The sequence below is a fragment of the Janthinobacterium sp. 1L-D-8-B-C4 genome (assembly GCF_057291295.1).
In genome coordinates, this window is the sequence record NZ_JBXAVX010000022.1 from 74,529 (window position 1) to 96,179 (window position 21,651).

The following is a 21,651-nucleotide window of genomic DNA, read 5'->3' on the forward strand; positions in this document are numbered from 1 at the left end:
TACCGTTGTGCCAGCTTTGCCGCAGGCAAAGGAATAACATAAATATATGTAATTTATCTATTTATATTTTCTTTTATTTAATCAAATTGATTTTATTAACACGATAAATATTAATGCCTTGCGCCGACATCATTGCGTATTCGCCATCAATATTCAAATAGGCTGTGTAATGCACGGCGATGCCTGTCAGATACCAGCAGCCATTACCAACCGGCACGCCGCGATTCAAACCGTAAGTAGGAACACTTATTGCGCAACCGGAGCAAAAAATCGATTTCAACAGAGAAATTAATGTTGCCGATAGACGACAAAAAAGGCGCCCGAAGGCGCCTTTGCTCACTGCGGCTAAGGCTGCAGGATTACTTGTAGGTCTTGCGCGGTGCTTTCGGGCGCGGTGGCGCCGGTTTGCGTTCCGAGGTGCCGTCGTCGAGCGTAATGCGCAATTGCTGGCCAGCGACCATTACCGATTTCAGGTGATCGAGGATCTCCGGCGGCATGCCTTCCGGCAGGTCCAGCACGCTGTGCTTGTCAAAGATATCGATGCGGCCAATATGCTTCGCTTCCAGGTTCGCTTCGTTGGCGATGGCGCCGACGATATTGCTAGGCGTCACCAGATGATCGCGGCCCACTTCGATACGGTAGGCCGTCACGCCCGGACGTGGACGCTCTTTCTTCGGCGCACGCACGGGAACGTCGGCGGCTGGCGCTTCCGGCGCTTCCTTGAACGCTGGCGCAGCCTTGGCGGCAAACGGCTTGCGTGGTGCGGCCGCTGGCGCCAGGTCAGGCGCATCGCCATCGCGGCTGATGCGCAGCTGCTGGCCGGCAACCCACACGGTTTTCAGCTGGTCCAGCAATTCCTTCGGCATGCTGTCCGGCAAATCCAATACGCTGTAGTCGTCGTAGATTTCGATGCGGCCGATGTTTTTTGAATCGATGCCCGCTTCGTTGGCGATGGCGCCGACGATATTGCCAGGTTTCACGCCATGCTGATGACCCACTTCGATACGGAAGGTCTGCATGCCGGCGTCAGCCGGGCGCTGGACGCGTTCTTTTTTCGGGAAGGCCGGGCGCTCGCTGCGTTCGCCGCGCTCGAAGCGGTCGCCGCGTTCAGGACGGTCATTGCGCTCGAAGCGTTCCTGGCGTACCGGACGGTCGTCCTGCCAGGTGGCTTGTTCGCGCGCCTTGTTCTTGTCCAGCAGCAGCGGCGTATTGCCACGTGCCATCTTGGCCAGGGCGGCGGCAATTTCAATCGCCGGGATATTCTGTTCGCGTTCGAAGTCTTCGATCAGCGACTGGAACTGTTCCAGTTCGCCCAGCGCCAGGGTTTCCGTGATCTGTTCCTTGAACTTGGCGATACGCACGTCGTTGACCGCCTGGATGGTCGGCAGTTCGAGCATGCCGATCGGCTGGCGGGTCGAGCGTTCGATGGCTTTCAACAGGTTCTTTTCACGCGGAGTGATGAACAGGATCGCTTCGCCGCTGCGGCCGGCGCGGCCGGTGCGGCCGATACGGTGGGTATAACTTTCCGGATCGTGCGGCACGTCATAGTTGACCACGTGGCTGATGCGCTCGACGTCCAGGCCGCGCGCGGCCACGTCGGTGGCGACCAGAATGTCGATCTTGCCGTCTTTCAGTTGCTGGATGGTGCGCTCGCGCTGGGCCTGCTGGATATCGCCATTGATGGCGGCAGCCGAGAAACCGCGTGCCTGCAGCTTGCCGGCCAGCTCTTCCGTACCCAGCTTGGTGCGGGCGAAGATGATCATGCCGTCAAATACTTCCGCTTCCAGGATGCGGGTCAGCGCGTCGAGCTTGTGCATGCCCGACACCAGCCAGTAGCGCTGGCGAATATTGTCAGCCGTGCCGGTCTTGGCGGCCACCGTCACTTCGGCCGGATTGACCAGGTAGGTGGTGGCGATGCGCTTGATGACGGAAGGCATGGTGGCCGAGAACAGCGCCGTCTGATGGCCTTCCGGTGTTTCTTTCAAGATGCGTTCGACGTCGTCGATAAAGCCCATGCGCAGCATTTCATCGGCTTCGTCGAGCACCAGGGTTTTCAGCTTGGACAGGTCGAGCGAACCCTTGTCCAGGTGATCGATGACGCGGCCCGGCGTGCCGACAATAACGTGTACGCCGCGGCGCAGCGCCGACAATTGCGGGCCATAGCTTTGGCCGCCGTAGATCGGCAGTACGTGGAAACCCGGGATGTGGGCAGCGTAAACCTGGAACGCTTCGGCGACCTGGATCGCCAGTTCGCGCGTCGGGGCCAGGACCAGGGCTTGGGGTGAGCTTTGTTTCAGATCGATGCGCGACAGGATAGGCAGGGCAAAGGCGGCGGTTTTACCGGTACCCGTTTGCGCCTGGCCCAGCACGTCGCGGTTGGCGAGCAACAATGGAATCGTGGCAGCCTGGATAGGCGACGGTGTTTCGTAACCGACATCCTTGAGCGCGCGTATCAGCGGCTCGCTCAGGTTAAGGTCGGAAAATAAAGAAATTGGTGTATCAGACATGAAATCACTCACAAGTTCGCTCGAATCGCCCAATGCGAAAGAGTGTATCTGCTAGTTTACTCTTTACTGGCCCTGACCGGGTAGAACAGCAGCGCAGATCGCCAATTTTTGCTGCCCAAAACGCAGAAAAATCGGCGATCCGCACGCAATCGGTGCAATAACCAAGCAATATTACCTCTTTTGCAATATATCCGCGTCGTGTTACAAATGCTCGGGCGCCAGCGTTGGCGCCTCGGCCGCATGGCGCAGGAATTCCAGCAAGTCCGCATTCAGCTGATCCTTGTGGGTGGTGGCCAGCCCATGCGGCGCGCCCGGATACACCAGCAGCCGGCTGCCGATAATGAGTTCGGCGGTGCGCCGCGCCGAGGCGGCAATCGGCACGATCTGGTCGTCGTCGCCGTGGATCACCAGGGTCGGAATGTCGAACTTGGCCAGGTCTTGCGTAAAATCGGTTTCCGAAAACTGCTTGATGCACAGGTAGGCGGCCGGCATGCCGGCCTGCATGCCCTGCAACCAGAAGGCGTCGCGCACGCCCTGCGACGGCTTGGCGTCGGGCCGGTTATAGCCATAGAAGGCCTCGCTCAGGTCGCGGAAAAAACCGCTGCGGTCGGCTTGCACGCCGCTGCGGATATCGTCAAATGCGGAAATTGGCAGGCCCAGCGGATTGTCCGGTGTTTGCAGCATCAGCGGCGGGACGGCGCCCACCAGCACGGCGCCGGCCAGGCGAGCGGTGCCGTGACGGCCGATATAGCGCGCCACTTCGCCGCCCCCGGTGGAATGGCCGACCAGGGTCGCGCCCTGCAAATCGAGCGCCTCGATCAATTCGGCCAGGTCGTCGGCATAGGTATCCATGTCGTTGCCCTCGAAAGGCTGGCTGGAACGGCCATGGCCGCGCCGGTCGTGGGCGATCACGCGGTAGCCGTTGGAGGCGAGATAAAACATCTGGTCTTCCCAGGCGTCCGACGACAGCGGCCAGCCATGGCTGAACACTACGGGCGCGCCGCTGCCCCAGTCCTTGTAGTAAATCGTCGTGCCGTCAGCAGTGCGCAGGGTATTGCTTGCGACTACCTGGTCGGTGTTGCTGCGTGCGTCGGTCATGCCGGCCTCCTTGTCCATGGCCTGCCGGTTGGCGGCCCTCATGGCCATTGTGACCCGATACGGCACAGGCACGCCGCGCGCTACGTTCAGGAAAGATGATACGTAGAGTAAGATTGCTGCCGATGCATCATATTCATGCCTTGCCTTTGTTTATTTTTGGAGTCTTTATGCGTACCTCTTTCGCCCTCGCCGCCAGCCTTGCCCTGTTTGGCACTGCCGCCAGCGCCCAGCCCGTGCCTGTGGTTGCCGAAGCGCCGCTGCGTGCCCACCTGTCCTTTCTTGCCGACGACCTGCTCGAAGGACGCGGCACCGGCCAGCGCGGCGGCGACCTGGCCGTGCGCTACCTGGAAACCCAGGCGGCGCTGGCCGGCTTGCAGCCACTGAAAGATGGCACGTATCGCCAGGGCTTGATGATCGTTGGCAGCAAGGCCTTGCCCGACAGCACCGTGACCTTCAGCGCCGGCGGCAAGACCATCGCGCCCAAGTTTGGCGAGGGCATCGTGTTTGGCGCTTCCAATGGCCAGGCCAGGGTCGCGTTCGACACCCCCGTGGTGTTTGCCGGCTACGGCATCGACGCGCCGGACGAAAAATGGAACGACTTCAAGGGTATCGACCTGAAAGGCAAGCTGGTGATCATGATGGTCAACGACCCGCAGCCGACCGCGGCGGAACCAAATCGCTTTGCCGGCAAGTCGCTGACCTGGTATGGCCGCTGGGTCTACAAGTACGAAGAAGCGCTGCGCCAGGGCGCGGCCGGCGTGCTGCTGATCCACACGACGGCCTCGGCGTCCTACCCGTGGTCGGTACCGGCCAACGGCTTCGGCCATGAACGCTTCAGCCTGGCCGGCACCGGCAATGCGATGGAAGGCTGGCTGCAGGAAGACACGGCGCGCGCCCTGTTCCAGGCCGCCGGCCAGGACCTGGACGCCTTGCGCGCCAAAGCCGAGACACGCGAATTCCAGCCAGTGGCCCTGGACGCCACCGTCAAGGTCAGCCTCAACAGCACCATCCGTACCGTCGAGCAGTTCAATGTGGCCGGCATCGTGCCCGGCACCGATCCGAAGCTGAAAGACGAAGCGGTAATTTATTCGGCCCACTGGGATCACCTGGGCAAGGATGACGACGGTAGCGGCAAAGCCGGCAGCGACCATATCTATAACGGCGCGATCGACAATGCCTCGGGCGCGGCAGCCCTGCTGGCGATGGCGCAAGTGGCCGTGAAGCAACCGGCGCGCCGCACGCAGATCTTCCTGTGGCCGGCCGGCGAGGAAACCGGCATGCTGGGCGCCAACGCCTGGGTGCGCGCACCGCTGTGGCCGCTGGCCAGGACCGCCGCCGACCTTAACCTCGACAGCATGAATTTTGTCGGCAAGACGCACGACATCGGCGTTGCCGGCGCCGAGCGCAGCAGCCTGTACGCGAGTGCCGCCAAGGTCGCCAAGCGCATGGGCCTGCGCCTGGCGCCGGCGATTCCCGACCTGTCCGGCGCCTTCTACCGCGCCGACCATTTCGCCTTTGCCAAGGCCGGCGTTCCCGCCTTCAACGTGGGCTCGGCCGTATTCTCGGGCGACGGCTCGTTCGACTTCGTCAAGGACCAAAAGGCGTCAAGCGCGCGCCTCGTTGCGTTCAAGAAAGACTACCATCAGGTCACGGACGAATACAACCCGTCCTGGGATCTGTCGGGCATGGTGCAGCAGGCGCAGTTCACGCTGAACCTGGGCTACGAAGTGGCCAACGACAAGACCATGCCGGTATGGAACAAGGACGAAGCGTTTGGCAAGGTCAAGCGCTGAAAGTAGACCCATCGATTATCTGACAAGGAACAGAATGTCATTGCAAAAAGGCCAGAAACTCAAGCTCGACAGCAGCACAGTGGCGGCGGAAATCACCGTCAGGTGCACGCTCAAGGCACCGTTCCATATCGACGTCAGCTGTTTTGGCCTGGACGCGAACGGCAAGCTGTCCGACGACGCCTACATGGTTTTCTACAACCAGACCGCCTCGCCAAAAGAAGAAATCCGCCTGGTTGCCAACGTGCCCGACAGCCAGTTCGCGCTCAACCTAGCCAGGCTGCCGGCGCAGATCGACAAGCTGGTATTTGCCGCCGCCATCGATCCGGCGCACAGCCAGACCATGCGCGAGCTGGGCAGCCTGGAGTTTCGCCTGGGCGAGCATGTGTTCGCCTTGAGCGGCGTTGATTTCAGCGGCGAAAAAGCCATCATGATCGCCGAGCTGTACCGGAAAGACGGCGACTGGCGCCTCGGCGTCAATGGCCAGGGTTTCAATGGCGGCCTCGACGCCCTGCTGGTGCATTTCGGCGGCGCGGTCGCGCCTGCGGATGCTGCTGCGACGCCGGCAGCGCCGGCAGCGGCGGCACCCGCCAGGGTCTCGCTGGAAAAGCGCTTCGAGCAAAAGGCGCCGCAGCTCGTTTCGCTGGCAAAAATCGCCGGCGTCTCGCTGGCCAAGAACAAGCTGGAACGGGTGCGCGCCAAAGTCGCGTTTGTGATCGACGCGTCCGGTTCGATGTACAAGCAGTATGAAAGCGGCCAAGTGCAGGAGGTGGTGAATCGCGTATTTCCGCTGGGCGTGCATTTCGATAATGACGAAGAGCTGGAAACCTGGGCCTTTGCGCTCAAGAGCAAGCAGTTGTCGAACGTAACGTTCGGTAACTTCAAGGACTATGTCAAGAAAGACAAAGGCGGCTGGCAGAAATGGATGAGCGACCTGCAGTCGCAGTACAACAATGAACCGGTGGTCATCCGGCAAGTGATTGAGCATTTTTCCGGCCTGACGCCGCCCGGTCCCGAGGCCGAAAAGAAAGGCTTTTTTTCGTCGAAAAAAGTATTTCCCAAGGGCTTTGCTCCCGCCATTGCCGACAAGGCGCCGGTCTTCGTGCTGTTTATTTCAGATGGCGGCGTGTCGCACAACGACGAAATCCAGTTCCTGATCCGCTGGGCCAGCACCTTGCCGATCTTCTGGCAATTCATCGGCATCGGCGGCTCCGGCTATGGCGCACTGGAAAAGCTCGATGACCTGTCCGGCCGCCATATCGACAACGCCAATTTCTTTGCCGTCGACGACTTGCGCCAAATTTCGGAAGCCGAGCTGTACGACCGCATGATGAAAGAGTTCCCGGCGTGGCTGAAGGAAGCGCGCGCCAAGGGCATGATAGTCGACTACGAGTTGTAAACGCGTGTCAGATCGCCATGATCCGTTTCAGGTCGACAAACGCCGTTTCATACAGGTGCTGGAAGGCGCCGATCATCACCTCTTCCACGCCTTCGGCGGCGTCGAACTGGCTCGACCATTCGGCCACGCACGAGGCAGCGCCCGGCTCACCCGTGACGCGCAGGGTGGAACGGTAGTTTTTCACGGGGATCGGGCCCGAGACGATGGTGTAGCTGTAGCTTTTGTCCGCTTCGCTGAAGCTTTGCAGGCGTTCGGCGATGATGGCGCCGTCCGTGGTTTTCAGGCGGCGCACGCGGCCGCCCTGTTCCGGCAAGCTGGTCTTGATCGAACTCGACCATTCCGCCAGCGACTGGAAGCCGCCGATAAAATCCCACACGCGTTCGGCGCTTGCCGCCAGTGTCACAGAAACAGTTACTTGGGCCATCTTTGATTCGGTTCCTCATCCAGGTTTGCCGGGCGCCGAGGCGGGCCGGGCCGGCCGGAATGCCCGGCACAGCCGCTATTTTAGCGCCCATGCCGGTTTGCTGCCGAATGACTACAGATTTTCTGACAGGAAAATGAGCGAATTGCCGTGCGCCTGCACCGATGCGCGCTGGTGGTAGCTGTCGCGGTAATTGCAGTTGAAACCGTGTTCGGCTTGCGCGTAGACATGGATTTCCACTTCTTCGCGACCGTCGAAGCGTTCGGCGATGGCTTTTACGGCCTCGGCCGGGATATGGCTGTCGTTGCCGCCAAAATGCATCAGCAGCGGTACCTTGATCTCGTCAGCCAGGTCCAGCTTGTTCTGGATGCCGCCGCCGTAGTAGGCGATGGCGGTATCGACCAGGCCTGCTGCTGCCGCCTGGAATGACAAGCGGCCGCCGAAGCAGTAGCCGATCGAGGCGATCTTGCCGTCGACTTCAGGGCGCGCGCGCAGCACGGCGACGGTGGCGGTGATGTCGGCCAGCGCTTGCGGGTTGTCAGTAGCCTGCATCAGTTCGACGGCGCGCTTCCAGCCCGATTCGTCATAGCCCAGTTCGATGTGCGCGCCTTCGCGCCAGAACAGGTCGGGCACCAGCACCACATAGCCGTCAAGCGCGTACTGCTCGGCCACCGTGCGGATATGTTCATTGACGCCAAAAATTTCCTGCAACAGCACGATGCCGGGACCCTTGCCGATATGCGGCACGGCCAGGTAGGCCTGGAAAGTGGCGCCGTCGGCGCCGGTGATATCGATCCACTGCGTAGTGATGCTCATGAAGACTCCAGTTCTGTGAGGGAGAAGAAACAGAAAAGCATCTTACTGGTTTTTTCCGCTTCCTGCGCCCGCCCCGCCCCTGCCTTGTGACAGGCGACAATCCCGGAACCTAGTACATTTCGCGCAGATACAGCACCGGACCCGACTTGAACACACCGAACACCACGCGGCCCACGCTCGATGGCAAATAGGAAAAGCCGCCGACCGACACATCGACGCTGCCGGCCACGCGCGGTGCCTGGAGGGTCAAGCGCCCATTGCCTGCCAGCACGCCTGTACTGAACTGATACACCTGGTCGGCCACTACCAGATTGCTGCAGACCACCTGCTTGAGGCAGTTGGCCAGCACCACCTGGGCCTTGCCGAAACGGCTCAGGCCGTCGGCCAGGTTGGCGCGCCAGCGGGCACCATCCCAGTACTGCAGCTGTACTTCCAGCCGGATCGGCAGCAGTTCCGAGCCGTAGCTGTTGGGCACCATGAGGCGCCCGGTCACCACCGTCAGCGCCGTTTCCTTGCCCTGGGACGAAGGATTCGACGTGACCAGATTGTTGACCGAATACGTAAAGTTGGCGCGCAAGAGCACGCCTGTCGGCCCCGCCAGCGTCGTGGCGCCAGCCGACGGCGAATAAGCGCCGGGAAATTGATAGGCCAGCACCTGGCGCGCCACGCCGCTACTGAAGGCGCTCATCGGCACGCCACTCAAGACGGTGCCGGCCGCGCTGCCATCGGTCAGCTTGCCGCCGGCCGGACTGACTGGTGGCGCATTGCTCGTATCCTTGGGATCGCGCGCCAACAGCAGTACTTGCTGATTCTTCAAGTCACCATCGGCGCCATCGAAATTCTCCGTCGCCACGCCTTGCAAATTTTGCGCAGTGACGGCCAGCGCGAAGGGCTGGCGCGAATACACAAACCGCGGGTCTGCGCCGGTGTCAGGACAGGCCAGCTGGGTGCCGCACAAGGCGGGAAATTGCCTGTATGGTTCGGTGGACAGATCAACAGCAGTCTGGAAGTGATGGGGAATGAACAGCACATTATTGCTGGCGCCCGTCGCCAGCGGCGTGACCGTCCCGATTTTTTGCACGCCCAGGTAATTATTCAAGGTGGCGGTGAGATTGATGGTGCCGGTTTCCGCCCATGCCAGTGCGCTGGCGGTGCCAACGCCATTGCTGAAGACAAGCTTGCCTTCAAGCTTTGGATTGGCGACGACCTTGGGCGCATTGAAGACCGGTTTCACGAAAACACGGTCGAGTGCCATATCCGGCAGCCCCGTCTCACGACCGAAATTAGGCGTGGTGGCGCCCGCCTTGTTTTGCGCCGTGACCGTCACCGATGTCACTTCCTGGCCGGCACGCTGCGGGCTGGCAATCGCGCTGAAGGCAAACTTGGCCGGCGCGACGATCACACTGCCACTGCCTGACATCGTCAAACCATTGTCGGTGCCGCTGGCCGAAGTGTAGGTCGCTGTCAGTCCCACCTGCCCCACATCCGCATACAGCATGTTCGGCGCAGCCACGCCTTCGCTGTTGAATTTCAACAGGACGTCCGAGCCCGCCACGCTGCAGGCACTGCTGTTACTGGCACCCAGCGACACGTAAGTTCCATTCGTGCCCTGAATGCGCACAGGCAGCGTTCCGCTATCGGGATTGCTGTAAGTACACTTGAGCTTGATGGTTTTATCCTGGTTGGCAAACAGCGGCACGCAAGCCTTGGGATTGCTGCCCGAAGCCCGCACCGCGCTGATCGATACAGGCTGCGCATCTTCCGCATAGCGGGCGTCACCGCTCACCTGCAGGCCGCTGCTGTTGAACGGCATCTGGCAATTGGTGGTGCTGCCCGTGGTGCTGTCTTTGCACACCAGCGCGCCCGTGGTGGATGGCGTGCTGGTCAGGCTCAGGGTGGCCGTGCCCCCCGCATATTGCGCCACAGTGCTGTCGACGCTGCCGGTATTGCCCGTCTGCGCCGTGGCGCCACCAGGCGACAGGACGACGGTCGCGCCATTGGTATAGACGCTGCCGCAGCTGGCGTCGGCACAAGCCTTGACGGTGACTTTTTCCGGGGAGCAGCTTAGCGCTGCGGCCGGGTGGGATATCTCGAAATGGTGGGGGCCGGATTGGACGCCGGGACCGCATTTGGGGCCCTCAAAGGTACCCTCTGCGTAACCACTTCTTTTATTGTTCACGCAGCTGCACGGGTTGCTGGGAGTATAGGCTTTGCAAGTAATGATTTTTTGTACACTGCCGTGGTATCCGAATGTGATGTAATCGACCAGAGCGTTGCCTGTGATTGTCACATCCGAATCAGCGGTGGTCACATTCCCGCCTTCAATATTGCCCTTGATTGTCGTGCCTTGCTCCATCAGCAGCGATGTCTTGGCCTTGATATCGCCTTCGACCTGCGTGTTGGAAGCGAGGAGCTTGACCGTATCACCACTGATGGGACCCTTGATGGTCGAGGCTGAAGCAATCTGCACCAACCCTGTTGCAGTGATTTTTCCAGTTACCGTGACGGAATCCGTACCCATCATGATATTTGTGGCAAAGATGTCTGCTGTGATCGTTTGCCTCAATGCACCCATGCTGAAGGTAGCTCCCTGGGCAGTCAGGCGGCCGCCCGTCACCTTCAAATTGTCGGCATTGAGGCCCTTAATGTCCAAATTACCATTGACTGTGAGCGCTGCCGTGCCGCTCATAGTCAAACCTTGGTTAAATGTGATGGTCAAGGGGCTGTTGACGGTCACGCTGTAGCCGCTGGCAATGACAATTGCGTCATTCCACGCCATCGACAGAGACGGGCAACTGTAATTGGCGCCGCTCACGTCACAGCCAGTTACAGTCCCTCCATTAAAGTTCAGCGTTGCAGCCTGAACCATGCCAGTCCAGAGCGAGAAGAATAAAGCGGCAAGGAAAATGGGTATGCGCACGATGTCCGGCAATCTGAGGAGTGGAAGAGGATACGGCCTGTGCTAATCTAGCGTGCAGCCATCATTGCATTATGGCAGCATTTCTTTCCTTTATCCCTATCGCATGATCAAGCCCACTCCCCAGTCCTTCCCCCTGCGCACTGTCGACATCATCATTTACCCGGGCTTCAAGGCCCTCGAAGCCATCGGTGCCATGAAGGTGTTTGATTATGCCAACACCCATCTGCGCCTGCGCAACTTGCCGGGTGGCTATGACATGCGCATCGCGTCCACCGCCATCGGTCCGGTCGAGTCCGATACGCTGATGAGTCTGCATGCCAGCAAAGCCTTGTCGAGCACCAACCTGCCCGACCTGGCGGTGATTGTCGGCTGCCATAACGTCGAGCAGGTGCTGGACGAGATCCCGGCGATTGCCGCCTGGGTGGCGCAGGCGGCGCCGCGCATCGATACCCTGGCGGCGCTGTGCACGGGCTGCTTTTTCCTGGCCGAAGCGGGCGTGCTCGATGGCAAGCGCGCCGCCACGCACTGGAGCGCGGTGGACAGCCTGCGCCGGCGCTATCCGCGCATCGACGTCAATGCCGATGCGATCTTCGTGCGCGAAGGCAATGTGTGGACCTCGGCGGGGGTGACGGCCGGCATCGATCTGGCGCTGGCGCTGGTAGAGGAAGATTTCAGCCGCGATATCGCCCTGGAGGTGGCGCGCGACCTGGTGGTGTATCTGAAACGGCCGGGCGGCCAGTCGCAGTTTTCGGTGCACCTGTCGAGCCAGATGACGACGCACCCGACCATACGCCAGTTGCAGGCGTGGATCATGGAACACCTGGCCGAGGACCTGAGCGTGCCGCAGCTGGCGGCCAGCCTGGCCATGAGCGAGCGAAATTTTACGCGCGTGTTCCAGCGTGAAACGCAGACCAATCCCACCGAATTCATCGAAACGGCGCGCTTCGAAGTGGCGCGCCGGCTGCTGGAAGAAAATGTGTCGTCACTGAAACAGGTGGCCGCGCAAACCGGCTTGCATAGCGAGGAAAGGCTGCGCCGGCTGTTTCACAAGAAACTCGGCGTCACGCCGCGTGACTACCGCGAGCGTTTTTCCAGCACCAGCCGCTAGCGCGATTTTCCGGTACGCACATGGCGCGTCGCCAGTTGCTGGCGATGCCATTCCAGCGGCGTAAACATCAGCGCACACAGCAAATACGTGACCAGCAGCGCCAGCCAGATGACGGGCGTGGCGAGGATGGCGGCGTCGCGCCACCATAGCGCCAGCACGGCGGACAGGCTCGCGCCGAGCAAGACGGGCAGCATGCGCCGCAAGGTCAGCAGATAGGCAGTGGCGAACATCAGGGCTCCCGGCATCAAGATTTTACGCAACGATGCCCTGACATTAGCAGGGGCGGACGCCGAAGTACAGCGCACCGCCCCTGGCCTGCCACAAGTGTTGCTTTAGTACAGCACCACCGAGCGGATCGACTCGCCACTCTTCATCAAATCAAAACCTTCGTTGATGCGTTCGAGCGGCAAGCGGTGCGTGATCAGGTCATCGATATTGAGCTTGCCTTCCATATACCAGTCGACGATCTTCGGCACGTCGGTACGGCCGCGCGCGCCGCCAAAGGCCGAACCGCGCCATTCGCGGCCCGTCACCAGCTGGAACGGACGGGTCGAGATTTCCTGGCCGGCGGCCGCCACGCCGATAATGAATGACTTGCCCCAGCCCTTGTGGGTGCACTCGAGCGCCTGGCGCATCAGGCTGGTGTTGCCGACGCACTCGAAGCTATAGTCCGCGCCGCCATCGGTCAGTTGCACGATGGCGTCGACCACGTTTTCCACTTCGTTCGGATTGATAAAGTGCGTCATGCCGAACTTGCGCGCGATCGCCTGGCGCGCCGGGTTGATGTCGATGCCGATGATTTTATCGGCGCCGACCATTTTCGCGGCCTGGATTACATTCAGGCCGATGCCGCCCAGGCCGAACACGGCCACGTTGGCGCCCGCCTCGACCTTGGCCGAGAACAGCACCGCGCCCACGCCAGTGGTCACGCCGCAGCCGATATAGCAGACCTTGTCGAACGGCGCGTCTTCACGGATTTTTGCCAGCGCGATTTCCGGCACCACGATATAGTTGGAAAAGGTCGAGGTGCCCATGTAGTGGAACAGCGGCTTGCCGTCGAGCGAAAAGCGGCTGGTGGCGTCCGGCATCAGGCCACGGCCCTGGGTGCTGCGGATTTTCTGGCACAGATTGGTTTTCTGCGACAGGCAGAATTTGCACTCGCGGCATTCCGGCGTGTACAGCGGAATCACGTGATCGTCTTTTTTCAGCGTTTTTACGCCCGGGCCGACGTCGACCACGATGCCGGCGCCTTCATGGCCCAGGATGGCGGGGAAAATGCCTTCCGGATCGGCGCCGGACAAGGTGTAGTAATCGGTATGGCAGATGCCGGTCGCTTTCAGTTCGATCAGCACTTCGCCTTCGCGCGGGCCGGCCAGGTCGACTGTTTCGATGGTCAAGGGGGCGCCGGCCTTCCAGGCCACGGCTGCTTTGGTTTTCATGGGTTGCTCCTGCTCGGTTTCAGATGGCGCATTATGGCCTGCGCGCACGGCACGCGGGGCGGCAAAGGGCGCGATTGTCTGAAAACGCCGCGCCTTTGTCCGATTGTGCGGCAGCGAACGGAACAGCTGTTTGCGGCAGGCGTATGCTCGCCACAGTTATCTGTTCGCTTGCGATGGATCAACTCTGCCAGCGAAAAAATGAATGATTGTATTTCATCGCCGTCCAACAACGGACAGGCGGCTTCGTCGTTCCTTCCTGGAGACAGACATGCACAATCGAACTTTCCTGACCACTTTCAAACAGGTATTGCTGGCACTGCTGTTGCTGTTCAGCGCGGGCCTGCTCGCTTCTTGCGGCGGCAGCCACGACGATGACGACGACCCGCCGCCCGGCCCCACCACCGGCAGCCTGGCGGTGACCATCAGCGGCCTGCCGGCCGGCGTCAATGGCGCCGTCACCGTGACGGGGCCGGCTTCCTACAGCAAGCTGCTGACCGCTACGACCACCCTGAACGACCTGGCGCCCGGCGCCTATGCGATTGCCGCCGCCAATGTAGCCAACGGCACCGGCACCTTGGCGGCAACGCCGGCCACCCAGCAAGTGCAAGTAGCTGCCGGCGCCACTGCCAGTGCGGCTGTTGCCTACGCGGCCACGGCGCCGCTGGCGCTGGCCTTGCAGGAGGTGGCCAGCGGCTTGCAGGCGCCGACTTTCCTGACCGCGCCACCCGGCGACAGCCGGCTGTTCATCGTCGAGCGCGCCGGCCGCATCCGCATTGTCGACAACGGCACCCTGCTGGCCACACCGTTTCTTGACATCAGCAGCCGCACCACCACCGATGGCGAACGGGGCCTGCTGTCGATCGCGTTTCATCCGCAGTACGCCAGCAATGGCTACTTTTTCCTGTACTACACCAATCTGGCAGGCGACATCGTCATCGAACGGCGCCAGGTTTCGGCCGGCAATGCCAACCTCGCCGATCCGCTGGCCAGCTTGCAGATCATCGCGATTCCCCACCCCGGCTTCAACAACCACAATGGCGGCCTGCTCAGCTTTGGTCCCGACGGCTATCTGTATGCGGCCACCGGCGACGGCGGCGGCGGTGGCGACCCTTCGGGCAACGCGCAAAACACCAATGTTCTGCTGGGCAAAATGCTGCGCCTAGACGTGAACGCCAGCACGACTGCACAACCGTATGCCATCCCGGCCGGCAACCCGTTTGCCAATACGGCCGGCCAGCGCGCGGAAATCTGGGCCTACGGGCTGCGCAATCCGTGGCGCTATGCTTTCGATACCACGGCGCAACTGCTGTATATCGCCGACGTCGGCCAAGCCCAACGCGAAGAGATCAATGTGGCGCCAGTCGGCACGGCTGGCAATAACTACGGCTGGAACATCATGGAAGGCACGCAGTGCTACAACAACGCCAGTTGCAACCAGGCGGGGCTGGTGCTGCCCAAGGTTGAATACGGCCACGACAACGCCGGCGGCTGCTCGATCACGGGCGGCTATGTCTACCGCGGCACGGCGCTACCGGAACTGGCTGGTCACTATCTGTATTCCGACTATTGCAGCGGCTGGCTGAAGAGCTTTACTTACAGCAATGGCAGCGCCTCGGCCGTGACGGACTGGGCCATCACCAACGTGGGCAATATTGTGTCGTTCGGCCAGGATGCGCAGAAAGAGCTGTACATGCTCAGCAGCAGCGGCAAGGTTTACCGCATCGTGCGCAAGTGATCGCCGGGGGTGTTTTTTTCGACGCAGGGCGGGGAAGCGGCTAGAATTGACTTTCCCGCCACGTCTGGCACACCCGATCAAGAGAGACCCATGGCCCGTTTGACACTTGAATTTCCCGAAGACCAATACTGCTATTCTTCGCAACTGACGGTGCGCACCACCGATATCAATGCCGGCAACCATCTTGGCAACGATTCGATGATCTCCATGATCTCGGAGGCGCGCGCCCGCTTCCTGTTCGAATTCGGCGTGCGCGACATCGAGGCCGATGGCACCGGCATCATCGTCACCGACCTGGCAACCACCTACCGCGCCGAAGCCCATGCGCGCGACCAGCTGCTGTTCGAAGTGGGTGTGATGGACTTCAACAAATACGGCGGCGACATCACCTTCCGCATCACGCGTCCGCGCGACAATACCCTGATCGCGATGGCCAAGTCGGGCTTTGTCTTTTTCAATTACAAGCGCAGCCAGGTCGTGCCGATGCCGGAAGACTTCGGCAGCAAATTTACCCAGGTGAACTGGATCGACTGATCATGGCTTGAGCGTCATTTGCGCGGCACATTGAAGGTCTTTGCAAACCATTCGTCGATCATCAGCTTTTCATAGCGCAGGCGCTCGCCACTGGAATAACGGTTCATGCGCGTCAGGTAGGACATATCGGACAGTTGCGCCTTGTCGCTCTTGACAACCTTGCCGTCCTGTTCCAGCTCATACGACAGGCTGATGCGCGGCCAGTCGACGCCGCCCGTCAGCACGCGGATCTCGTTCGCCGAGCGCACGTGCGGATCTTCACGGCCCGCCAGGTCGACATCGGTGACCACGATCTTCAAGCGCTGGCCAGCCGGCAAGGACGCGCCCAGCTTGTCGAAGTGGCGCGTCAGCTCCGTCAAGGCATCTTCGCGCTTGCGCGGGTCGAACGAGATATCGGTGAACTGGTCTGGCTTGTCATAGAACACTTCGGTATTGCCGGAAGCCGTGGTCGAGGCAGGATGCTGTGCCCACGCGGCACCAGCAGCCAGAAAGACGCTTCCCGCCAGCAGCAAGTGCGTGATTTTCTTTTTCATGATCATCCCTTTCAAAAAACATCCGAGTCAAATATACGCGCATGCGCTGCCATCGCCATGCTAATTCATACCTTGTTACGAAGTAGCGGCCAGGCGCCATACCGGCGCGCATCGATTATTCGACGGTTTTATTGGCAATATTAATTAAAACAAAGTATTGTCTTGAAAATATAGTTGCATAAGCGATAAAGTATGTATGGCAATGTTTCCATGTAGCTGCAAGCACTGTTGCTTGGAAGCAGGACAATTTTTCTTGCCTGTTGTTAATACCATGCGCTCGGTCTACAATCGATAAAATGCGCCCGGAAAACGCGCAACGCCAGTGGTGGCGCACAGGGATGCCTGGCGCGTGGCGGTCAGTCATGCCCTTTAGCGGAATTCGCCCTTATGTCATTTTTGTCTTCAGCTTCGCCCAAGTTACCGCCGTGGAAAGTCTTGCTCGTCGACGATGAACCCGACATCCACGACATTACCAAACTGACACTATCCCGTTTCCGCCTCGAAGGCCGCGCCCTCAGTTTCGTGCACGCCTACAGCGGCGCCGAAGCCAAGCAGGTACTGGCGCGCGAAGAAGGCATCGCGCTGGTGTTTCTCGACGTGGTGATGGAGCGCGAAGACAGCGGCCTGGAAGTAGCACGCTGGATGCGCGAAGACCTGGGCAATCAATTTACCCGCATCGTGCTGCGCACCGGCCAGCCGGGCCAGGCGCCTGAAGAGCGCGTGATCGTCAATTACGACATCAACGACTACAAGGAAAAAACCGAGCTCGACCGCACCAAGCTGTTTACCACCACCTTTGCCGCCCTGCGCGCCTACCGCGACATCATGAAGGTCGAGGAAGCCCGTTTGTCGCAGCTGCATTACCGCGAAGGCCTGGAACGCGTGATCGCCGCCTCGGCGCATATTTTCAAGCAGCGCAACCTGCGCGACTTCGCCAGCGGCCTGCTGCAGCAAGTGGTCGCCCTGCTGCGCCTGGAAACGAGCATGCTGCTGCGCCTGCGCGGCGCCAGCGCCATTACCGGCGAGCAGGATTATGAAATCCTGGCACAGATCGGCGACACCGACGACGGCATGCTGAGCCCCGCCCTGCTGTCGCAGCTGGACCACGCCAAAAGCAATAAAATCTCGCGCCTGCATGGCGACACCTATGTCGGCTATTTCCCGAACAGCAGCGGCAAGGCGTCATTGCTGGTGCTGAAAGGCGTGGAAGAAATTTCCGACCTCGACGCGCAGCTGCTGGAAGTATTCTGCTCGGGCGTGGCGATCGCCTTCGACAATATCCTGCTGACCCAGGAAATCACCGACACCCAGGCCGAACTGATCCTGCGCCTGGGCGACGTGGTGGAATCGCGCTCGCATGAAGGCGGCAACCACGTGCGCCGCATGGCCGAAGTGTGCCAGCTGCTGGCGCAGGCGTCGGGCATGTCGGACGAAGAAACCATGGTGCTGCGCCACGCCGCGCCGATGCACGACATCGGCAAGATCTCGACCCCCGACGCGGTGCTGCTGAAACCGGGCAAGCTCGACGCCGCCGAATGGGAAATCATGAAGCAGCACCCGACGGTCGGCATGTCGATCCTCGACGGCTCGCAACGCCCACTATTGAAAGCGGCCGCCGTGATCGCCCACCAGCACCACGAAAAATACGACGGCAGCGGCTACCCGCAAGGCCTGGTCGGCGAGCACATCCACAAATACGCCCGCATCGCCGCAGTGGCCGACGTCTTCGACGCCCTGATGCACAAGCGCTGCTACAAAGACGCCTGGCCCCTCGAACGCGTCATCAGCTACCTGCGCGAAGTGAGCGGCAGCCACCTTGACCCGCAGTATGTGGAGTTGTTGATTGCGAATCTGGATGAGGCATTGGCGCTGAATCAGCGTTTTCCGGATTGACCCGGATTGCCGCAAACGTTAGGGATACGAAGGCAAACGCACGGCCTGGGCAATAAGTGGATCTGACGGACAGGCAGAAAGTGGCTGTGGCTCATTTCGTCATGCGCAGTTTGAGAAAGGGGTGAGATTGGTGAAGGTCGGCAATCAGCCAGGAGAGAACCTATTTGGAGCCGCTAACGCACGTCATTTACAAACCGTGAATTTATGGTCTAACAAGCCAGCGGCCCCTTGGCTCACACCGATGGCTGTGTGGCCGCCTATCCCGCATGCCAACCATTTCTCAACAGCTTTTATCAATCAATATTTACCACTATAATCCTGTAATCATTTACTCTTATGCAAGGCAATCGTCATGAGCGAGCCCTATAAAATCGATCTTTCCAAAAGCGAACTGGATAGGATTAAAACGCCGACCGACATCTTGCAGAAGGATGCTTTTACGCGTCTCACCGACCTGATTGATAAGCAGTTGAGCGCGATTCCTACAGAGCCGCTAGCTCACTACAGGGACACGGCATTAAGTTACCCAAGGCCGCACAATGCCGTTCTCATCGAAGGCGGCCGAGGCAGCGGCAAGACGACCTTTCTTTTGACCGCCTTGCAACGATTGGACAACCCGCAGGATGGAAGCGTTGGTTCGATCGCGAAAAAACTGCACGTGCTGCCGATGATCGATCCAACGCTGATTGAGACGAAAGAAAACGTTATCATCGTGATCCTATCGATGATCGAAACGGCAATTGCTAATGCACACGTCAGTGTTGATACCCTGACCAATTCACGTCAAGCCTTGGCCGAAGGCCTCGGCCTCCTCGATGGCATAGGCGCGAACGCGGTGTATGGGAGTGAATGGGAAGATGCCAGTTGGGTGATGAGCCGTGGACTGAACAAGGCGATGAAAGGACGGCTCTTCGAGCGAAAACTTGGCGCTTATATTGAAGATGCACTGACCGCGCTTGACAAGCACGCCTTTGTCCTTGCGTTCGACGACGTCGACACGAATTTTTCGCTTGGACACACCATTTTGGAAACCATCCGCAAATATTTGACGTCGCCACGATTGGTACTGTTGGTGTCCGGTGATCTGGATTTATACGGCCGGCTTTTGCGTCGAGGTATTTACGAGACATTTGGCGATAAGGTTCTAAAAAATGACCCGGCTATCATCGGAGAAGATAAGCACAATATCGCAAACGCCGTATTAGAACTCGAGGAACAATATTTATTAAAGGTTGTGCCCCCGCAGAACCGCGTATCGATGTTGGCCTTGGGGGGCATTATCCAAGGTAAGCAGGATCGTGTAAAAATTTCCTTGCATTCTGGCGATGACGGCGAGGATGTCAAAGACTGGGCCAGCACAAAGATCCGGCAGCATTTACTTGAAGACCGTAGCACCCGCCATCATCCTTTCTTCGATTTCGTTGCAATGGAGCATCTGCGACTGGTGTTGAGTTACCTTCGTGCGCTTGCCGTTGATGACAGACAGCAGAGCCGAAAAGCAGTGCTGACGGTTTTTGAAGCCAGGCTCCGCACTATGCGTGTACCAACGGACCTGATCGATAAAGGTAGTTTCGAATATACCTTGCGCGAAACTTTCAGCTGGTTGATCAGACAAAAAGATGCACCCGACCTGCTTCGGTTCGGCGTGCCTGCCGATCGAACAAAAGCGATCGTCGTACATTGTCTGGGCTTGTGCTTAGCGCAGGGTCTCGAAACTAGGCATGGCGCAGTATTGCAAGCACTGTTTTCCCTTGCGCTTCCTGTGGCAATGATGCGTCGCCCCGAATTGGCAGACGAGAAGAATCGAGAAGCCGTTTATGGCTTCCTTTGGGCGCAGGCATCTCCCACGCTGCCCGAACTGGCGGCGCGTATCGGGTCCATTGACCGATTCCAGCAAAAAATCGGGAAAGTACCTGCCAGCTCATTTGGATCTGTTGGTTTGGCTAATCAATTCCAACGAGAAAGTATTTTGCATAGGGTGTATGGCGCCAAAGACTTACAAGACAAAACGATAGTCAGTGAGCTTGCGGGTAGATCCGGTATCAGCGAAGTAACGAAACAATGGCTTGACAAAATTGTGGCGGAGGGCGGCGGGAAATTGCAGCCTAGAAATGGCGTCGCTTGGTTTTCAGTCGATGATCTTCGTAAATCGCGATGTGCCGAATTCGGCGATGTTCTGAGCCTCATCGTCTATGGCCGGTTCAGCGCCCGTGGTGAAACCTTCTGGTCGGTGTCGGCGATTTCACTGTTTTCCGTGATCGGTAACTTGCTGATGTCCAGCGACATTGGTGATCTTGCTGCATATTCTGTATCGTCAACAGTTCCGGCATTCGGCACTGCTGGTTCTTCGGAAGATGTTGATTTCTTGGAATATGAAGAGCTGCACGCACCAGAAACCGGCGAAGCTACTATTGCAGAATCAGCCCCCGCGGATCAGAAGGTCGCATTCAACGATTTTTTCAGTAATTTGAAAGCTTGGCATACCTTCGCGCGCCAGCATATCGAGGCGGGCAGTATTTCTCCGGCAATGCTAGGAAGCATCGCAGTGCGCATACACGATGATTTGATGGGACTAGATGAAAATGTGACAGCCGCCTGGAAGAGTGGACAAATTCTGCACCGGCAGATCACGACGATCCTCCATGGAATGCTTGTTTTTACTTCTCCTATGCCCGGACGCAAGGAAAGTCCGAAGGATACCGACCGGCCTTTCGTTGAGGCCTTGGGCCAAGCTGCAGGAAAAAAGAATCTGCATTCTTTTGTTGTCATTCTCCTTTCTTGCCCCTTACTGTGGGCCTTCCTGAATCCGAATGAAGTGTTCAAACGCAGTGGCAATTCCACTGTCAGCTTGAATGAGGCCGTGAAGGAAGCATTGGATGCCTGGAACGCATCGCACGTCGACAAAAACAGTGAAGGTAGGCCGTTTGATTTTGCAAGTTGGCTGGTGCCGCCGAAGATTAGGATCAACTTTGGCGTCAACGCCGTCGCCAAACGTTCTGTCGGCGTGGACGGGTTTTATGAAGTCTTGAACGTTGTCCCACGCTACGAGTCATAGCCAATGAGTCTGGACGATTCGGATGAGCTAATCGACGCATGGGAACTGGTCACATACGCAAAGGCAGTGTTCAGTAACCTGGAACTATTACGCGCGTTCGAGACCTTGTCGCCACGGGTTGTGTCTGCAGAACCTGCAACGGTAACGACGGCGTCCTTTGCCTTGTTGAAAACCGCCTATGTGCAAGGACGTTTCAATCAGATGAAGCGTCTTCAGCCTGGGCTGACCGACGAAGCCATCGAAAACCGTATCGCGCGCATCTCGAGAAATATCGAGCGTGCGGTAGTTGCCAGCTCGCCGGTGGCGGGTAAAGTGGATCCATCAGTCAAGACACTTTCCCGACTAATTTAAGCTGTGCCCGTTTCCACTGCTCCAGCTGCTCGGCGCTGACCCGTATTGCTCT

At 59.2% G+C, this 21,651-nt stretch carries 18 protein-coding genes; 9 read left to right on the forward strand and 9 right to left on the reverse strand.

Annotated elements, in window-relative coordinates; all coding sequences use genetic code 11:
* Positions 1-73 precede the first annotated feature (73 nt).
* The 3 genes from AC0Z42_RS27900 to AC0Z42_RS27910 form a co-directional block, all read right to left on the reverse strand.
* Positions 74-340: a hypothetical protein gene (locus tag AC0Z42_RS27900; protein ID WP_485471319.1), complete on the reverse strand. Its 267-nt coding sequence runs from the start codon at positions 338-340 to the stop codon at positions 74-76.
* A gap of 19 nt (positions 341-359) precedes the next feature.
* The gene (locus AC0Z42_RS27905) at positions 360-2,507 is read right to left on the reverse strand and encodes a DEAD/DEAH box helicase (protein ID WP_485471320.1); all 2,148 of its coding nucleotides are present in this window, start codon (positions 2,505-2,507) and stop codon (positions 360-362) included.
* 201 nt (positions 2,508-2,708) lie between these two features.
* A complete protein-coding gene (locus AC0Z42_RS27910) occupies positions 2,709-3,605 on the reverse strand; it encodes an alpha/beta fold hydrolase (RefSeq protein WP_485471321.1) in 897 nt (298 codons plus the stop codon).
* A 167-nt stretch (positions 3,606-3,772) separates the two neighbouring features.
* Here AC0Z42_RS27910 and AC0Z42_RS27915 point away from each other — a divergent pair, with 167 nt between their 5' ends.
* Both AC0Z42_RS27915 and AC0Z42_RS27920 read left to right on the forward strand, forming a co-directional pair.
* A complete protein-coding gene (locus tag AC0Z42_RS27915; RefSeq protein WP_485471322.1) occupies positions 3,773-5,398 on the forward strand; it encodes a M28 family peptidase in 1,626 nt (541 codons plus the stop codon).
* 34 nt (positions 5,399-5,432) lie between these two features.
* Positions 5,433-6,794: a vWA domain-containing protein gene (locus AC0Z42_RS27920; RefSeq protein ID WP_485471323.1), complete on the forward strand. Its 1,362-nt coding sequence runs from the start codon at positions 5,433-5,435 to the stop codon at positions 6,792-6,794.
* Positions 6,795-6,801: 7 nt separating this feature from the next.
* On the opposite strand, the gene AC0Z42_RS27925 is transcribed toward AC0Z42_RS27920, so the two are convergent.
* From AC0Z42_RS27925 to AC0Z42_RS27935, 3 genes are all read right to left on the reverse strand, one after another.
* Positions 6,802-7,218, reverse strand: coding sequence for an SRPBCC family protein (locus AC0Z42_RS27925; RefSeq protein ID WP_485471324.1), 417 nt, complete (start codon positions 7,216-7,218; stop codon positions 6,802-6,804).
* A 111-nt stretch (positions 7,219-7,329) separates the two neighbouring features.
* The gene (locus AC0Z42_RS27930) at positions 7,330-8,031 is read right to left on the reverse strand and encodes a dienelactone hydrolase family protein (protein WP_485471325.1); all 702 of its coding nucleotides are present in this window, start codon (positions 8,029-8,031) and stop codon (positions 7,330-7,332) included.
* Between the two features lie 109 nt (positions 8,032-8,140).
* A complete protein-coding gene (locus tag AC0Z42_RS27935; protein WP_485471326.1) occupies positions 8,141-10,210 on the reverse strand; it encodes a DUF6701 domain-containing protein in 2,070 nt (689 codons plus the stop codon).
* A gap of 235 nt (positions 10,211-10,445) precedes the next feature.
* Here AC0Z42_RS27935 and AC0Z42_RS27940 point away from each other — a divergent pair, with 235 nt between their 5' ends.
* Together AC0Z42_RS27940 and AC0Z42_RS27945 are read left to right on the forward strand one after the other, a co-directional pair.
* Complete coding sequence (locus AC0Z42_RS27940) at positions 10,446-10,775, forward strand: hypothetical protein (protein WP_485471327.1); 330 nt, start codon at positions 10,446-10,448, stop codon at positions 10,773-10,775.
* 279 nt (positions 10,776-11,054) lie between these two features.
* On the forward strand, positions 11,055-12,059 hold the full coding sequence (locus tag AC0Z42_RS27945; RefSeq protein WP_485471328.1) for a GlxA family transcriptional regulator: 1,005 nt from the start codon (positions 11,055-11,057) through the stop codon (positions 12,057-12,059).
* On the opposite strand, the gene AC0Z42_RS27950 is transcribed toward AC0Z42_RS27945, so the two are convergent.
* Positions 12,056-12,289, reverse strand: coding sequence for a hypothetical protein (locus tag AC0Z42_RS27950; protein WP_485471329.1), 234 nt, complete (start codon positions 12,287-12,289; stop codon positions 12,056-12,058). The two genes, AC0Z42_RS27945 and AC0Z42_RS27950, sit on opposite strands and share 4 nt — an antisense overlap.
* Positions 12,290-12,391: 102 nt before the next feature.
* The gene (locus AC0Z42_RS27955; protein WP_485471330.1) at positions 12,392-13,498 is read right to left on the reverse strand and encodes an S-(hydroxymethyl)glutathione dehydrogenase/class III alcohol dehydrogenase; all 1,107 of its coding nucleotides are present in this window, start codon (positions 13,496-13,498) and stop codon (positions 12,392-12,394) included.
* Positions 13,499-13,766: 268 nt separating this feature from the next.
* Between AC0Z42_RS27955 and AC0Z42_RS27960 the strand changes: the two genes are divergently transcribed.
* Entirely contained in the window at positions 13,767-15,233 is a 1,467-nt protein-coding gene (locus tag AC0Z42_RS27960) for a PQQ-dependent sugar dehydrogenase (protein WP_485471331.1), read from the forward strand.
* A 90-nt stretch (positions 15,234-15,323) separates the two neighbouring features.
* Positions 15,324-15,767, forward strand: coding sequence for a thioesterase family protein (locus AC0Z42_RS27965; protein WP_485471332.1), 444 nt, complete (start codon positions 15,324-15,326; stop codon positions 15,765-15,767).
* 14 nt (positions 15,768-15,781) lie between these two features.
* Here the strand turns inward: AC0Z42_RS27965 and AC0Z42_RS27970 are convergent, their stop codons facing one another.
* On the reverse strand, positions 15,782-16,300 hold the full coding sequence (locus AC0Z42_RS27970) for a DUF3016 domain-containing protein (RefSeq protein WP_485471333.1): 519 nt from the start codon (positions 16,298-16,300) through the stop codon (positions 15,782-15,784).
* A gap of 387 nt (positions 16,301-16,687) precedes the next feature.
* Here AC0Z42_RS27970 and AC0Z42_RS27975 point away from each other — a divergent pair, with 387 nt between their 5' ends.
* From AC0Z42_RS27975 to AC0Z42_RS27985, 3 genes are all read left to right on the forward strand, one after another.
* Entirely contained in the window at positions 16,688-18,193 is a 1,506-nt protein-coding gene (locus tag AC0Z42_RS27975; RefSeq protein WP_485471334.1) for a DUF3369 domain-containing protein, read from the forward strand.
* Between the two features lie 352 nt (positions 18,194-18,545).
* On the forward strand, positions 18,546-21,248 hold the full coding sequence (locus AC0Z42_RS27980; protein ID WP_485471335.1) for a hypothetical protein: 2,703 nt from the start codon (positions 18,546-18,548) through the stop codon (positions 21,246-21,248).
* 3 nt (positions 21,249-21,251) lie between these two features.
* On the forward strand, positions 21,252-21,599 hold the full coding sequence (locus AC0Z42_RS27985; RefSeq protein ID WP_485471336.1) for a hypothetical protein: 348 nt from the start codon (positions 21,252-21,254) through the stop codon (positions 21,597-21,599).
* Positions 21,600-21,651 lie beyond the last annotated feature (52 nt).

Excerpts from the sequence above, each read along its gene's own strand:
- AC0Z42_RS27905 (WP_485471320.1), bottom strand. The coding sequence starts at position 2,507 with ATGTCTGATACACCAATTTCTTTATTTTCCGACCTTAACCTGAGCGAG.
- AC0Z42_RS27910 (WP_485471321.1), bottom strand. The coding sequence starts at position 3,605 with ATGACCGACGCACGCAGCAACACCGACCAGGTAGTCGCAAGCAATACC.
- AC0Z42_RS27915 (WP_485471322.1), top strand. The coding sequence starts at position 3,773 with ATGCGTACCTCTTTCGCCCTCGCCGCCAGCCTTGCCCTGTTTGGCACT.
- AC0Z42_RS27920 (WP_485471323.1), top strand. The coding sequence starts at position 5,433 with ATGTCATTGCAAAAAGGCCAGAAACTCAAGCTCGACAGCAGCACAGTG.
- AC0Z42_RS27925 (WP_485471324.1), bottom strand. The coding sequence starts at position 7,218 with ATGGCCCAAGTAACTGTTTCTGTGACACTGGCGGCAAGCGCCGAACGC.
- AC0Z42_RS27930 (WP_485471325.1), bottom strand. The coding sequence starts at position 8,031 with ATGAGCATCACTACGCAGTGGATCGATATCACCGGCGCCGACGGCGCC.
- AC0Z42_RS27945 (WP_485471328.1), top strand. The coding sequence starts at position 11,055 with ATGATCAAGCCCACTCCCCAGTCCTTCCCCCTGCGCACTGTCGACATC.
- AC0Z42_RS27950 (WP_485471329.1), bottom strand. The coding sequence starts at position 12,289 with ATGTTCGCCACTGCCTATCTGCTGACCTTGCGGCGCATGCTGCCCGTC.
- AC0Z42_RS27955 (WP_485471330.1), bottom strand. The coding sequence starts at position 13,498 with ATGAAAACCAAAGCAGCCGTGGCCTGGAAGGCCGGCGCCCCCTTGACC.
- AC0Z42_RS27960 (WP_485471331.1), top strand. The coding sequence starts at position 13,767 with ATGCACAATCGAACTTTCCTGACCACTTTCAAACAGGTATTGCTGGCA.
- AC0Z42_RS27965 (WP_485471332.1), top strand. The coding sequence starts at position 15,324 with ATGGCCCGTTTGACACTTGAATTTCCCGAAGACCAATACTGCTATTCT.
- AC0Z42_RS27970 (WP_485471333.1), bottom strand. The coding sequence starts at position 16,300 with ATGAAAAAGAAAATCACGCACTTGCTGCTGGCGGGAAGCGTCTTTCTG.
- AC0Z42_RS27975 (WP_485471334.1), top strand. The coding sequence starts at position 16,688 with ATGTCATTTTTGTCTTCAGCTTCGCCCAAGTTACCGCCGTGGAAAGTC.
- AC0Z42_RS27980 (WP_485471335.1), top strand. The coding sequence starts at position 18,546 with ATGAGCGAGCCCTATAAAATCGATCTTTCCAAAAGCGAACTGGATAGG.
- AC0Z42_RS27985 (WP_485471336.1), top strand. The coding sequence starts at position 21,252 with ATGAGTCTGGACGATTCGGATGAGCTAATCGACGCATGGGAACTGGTC.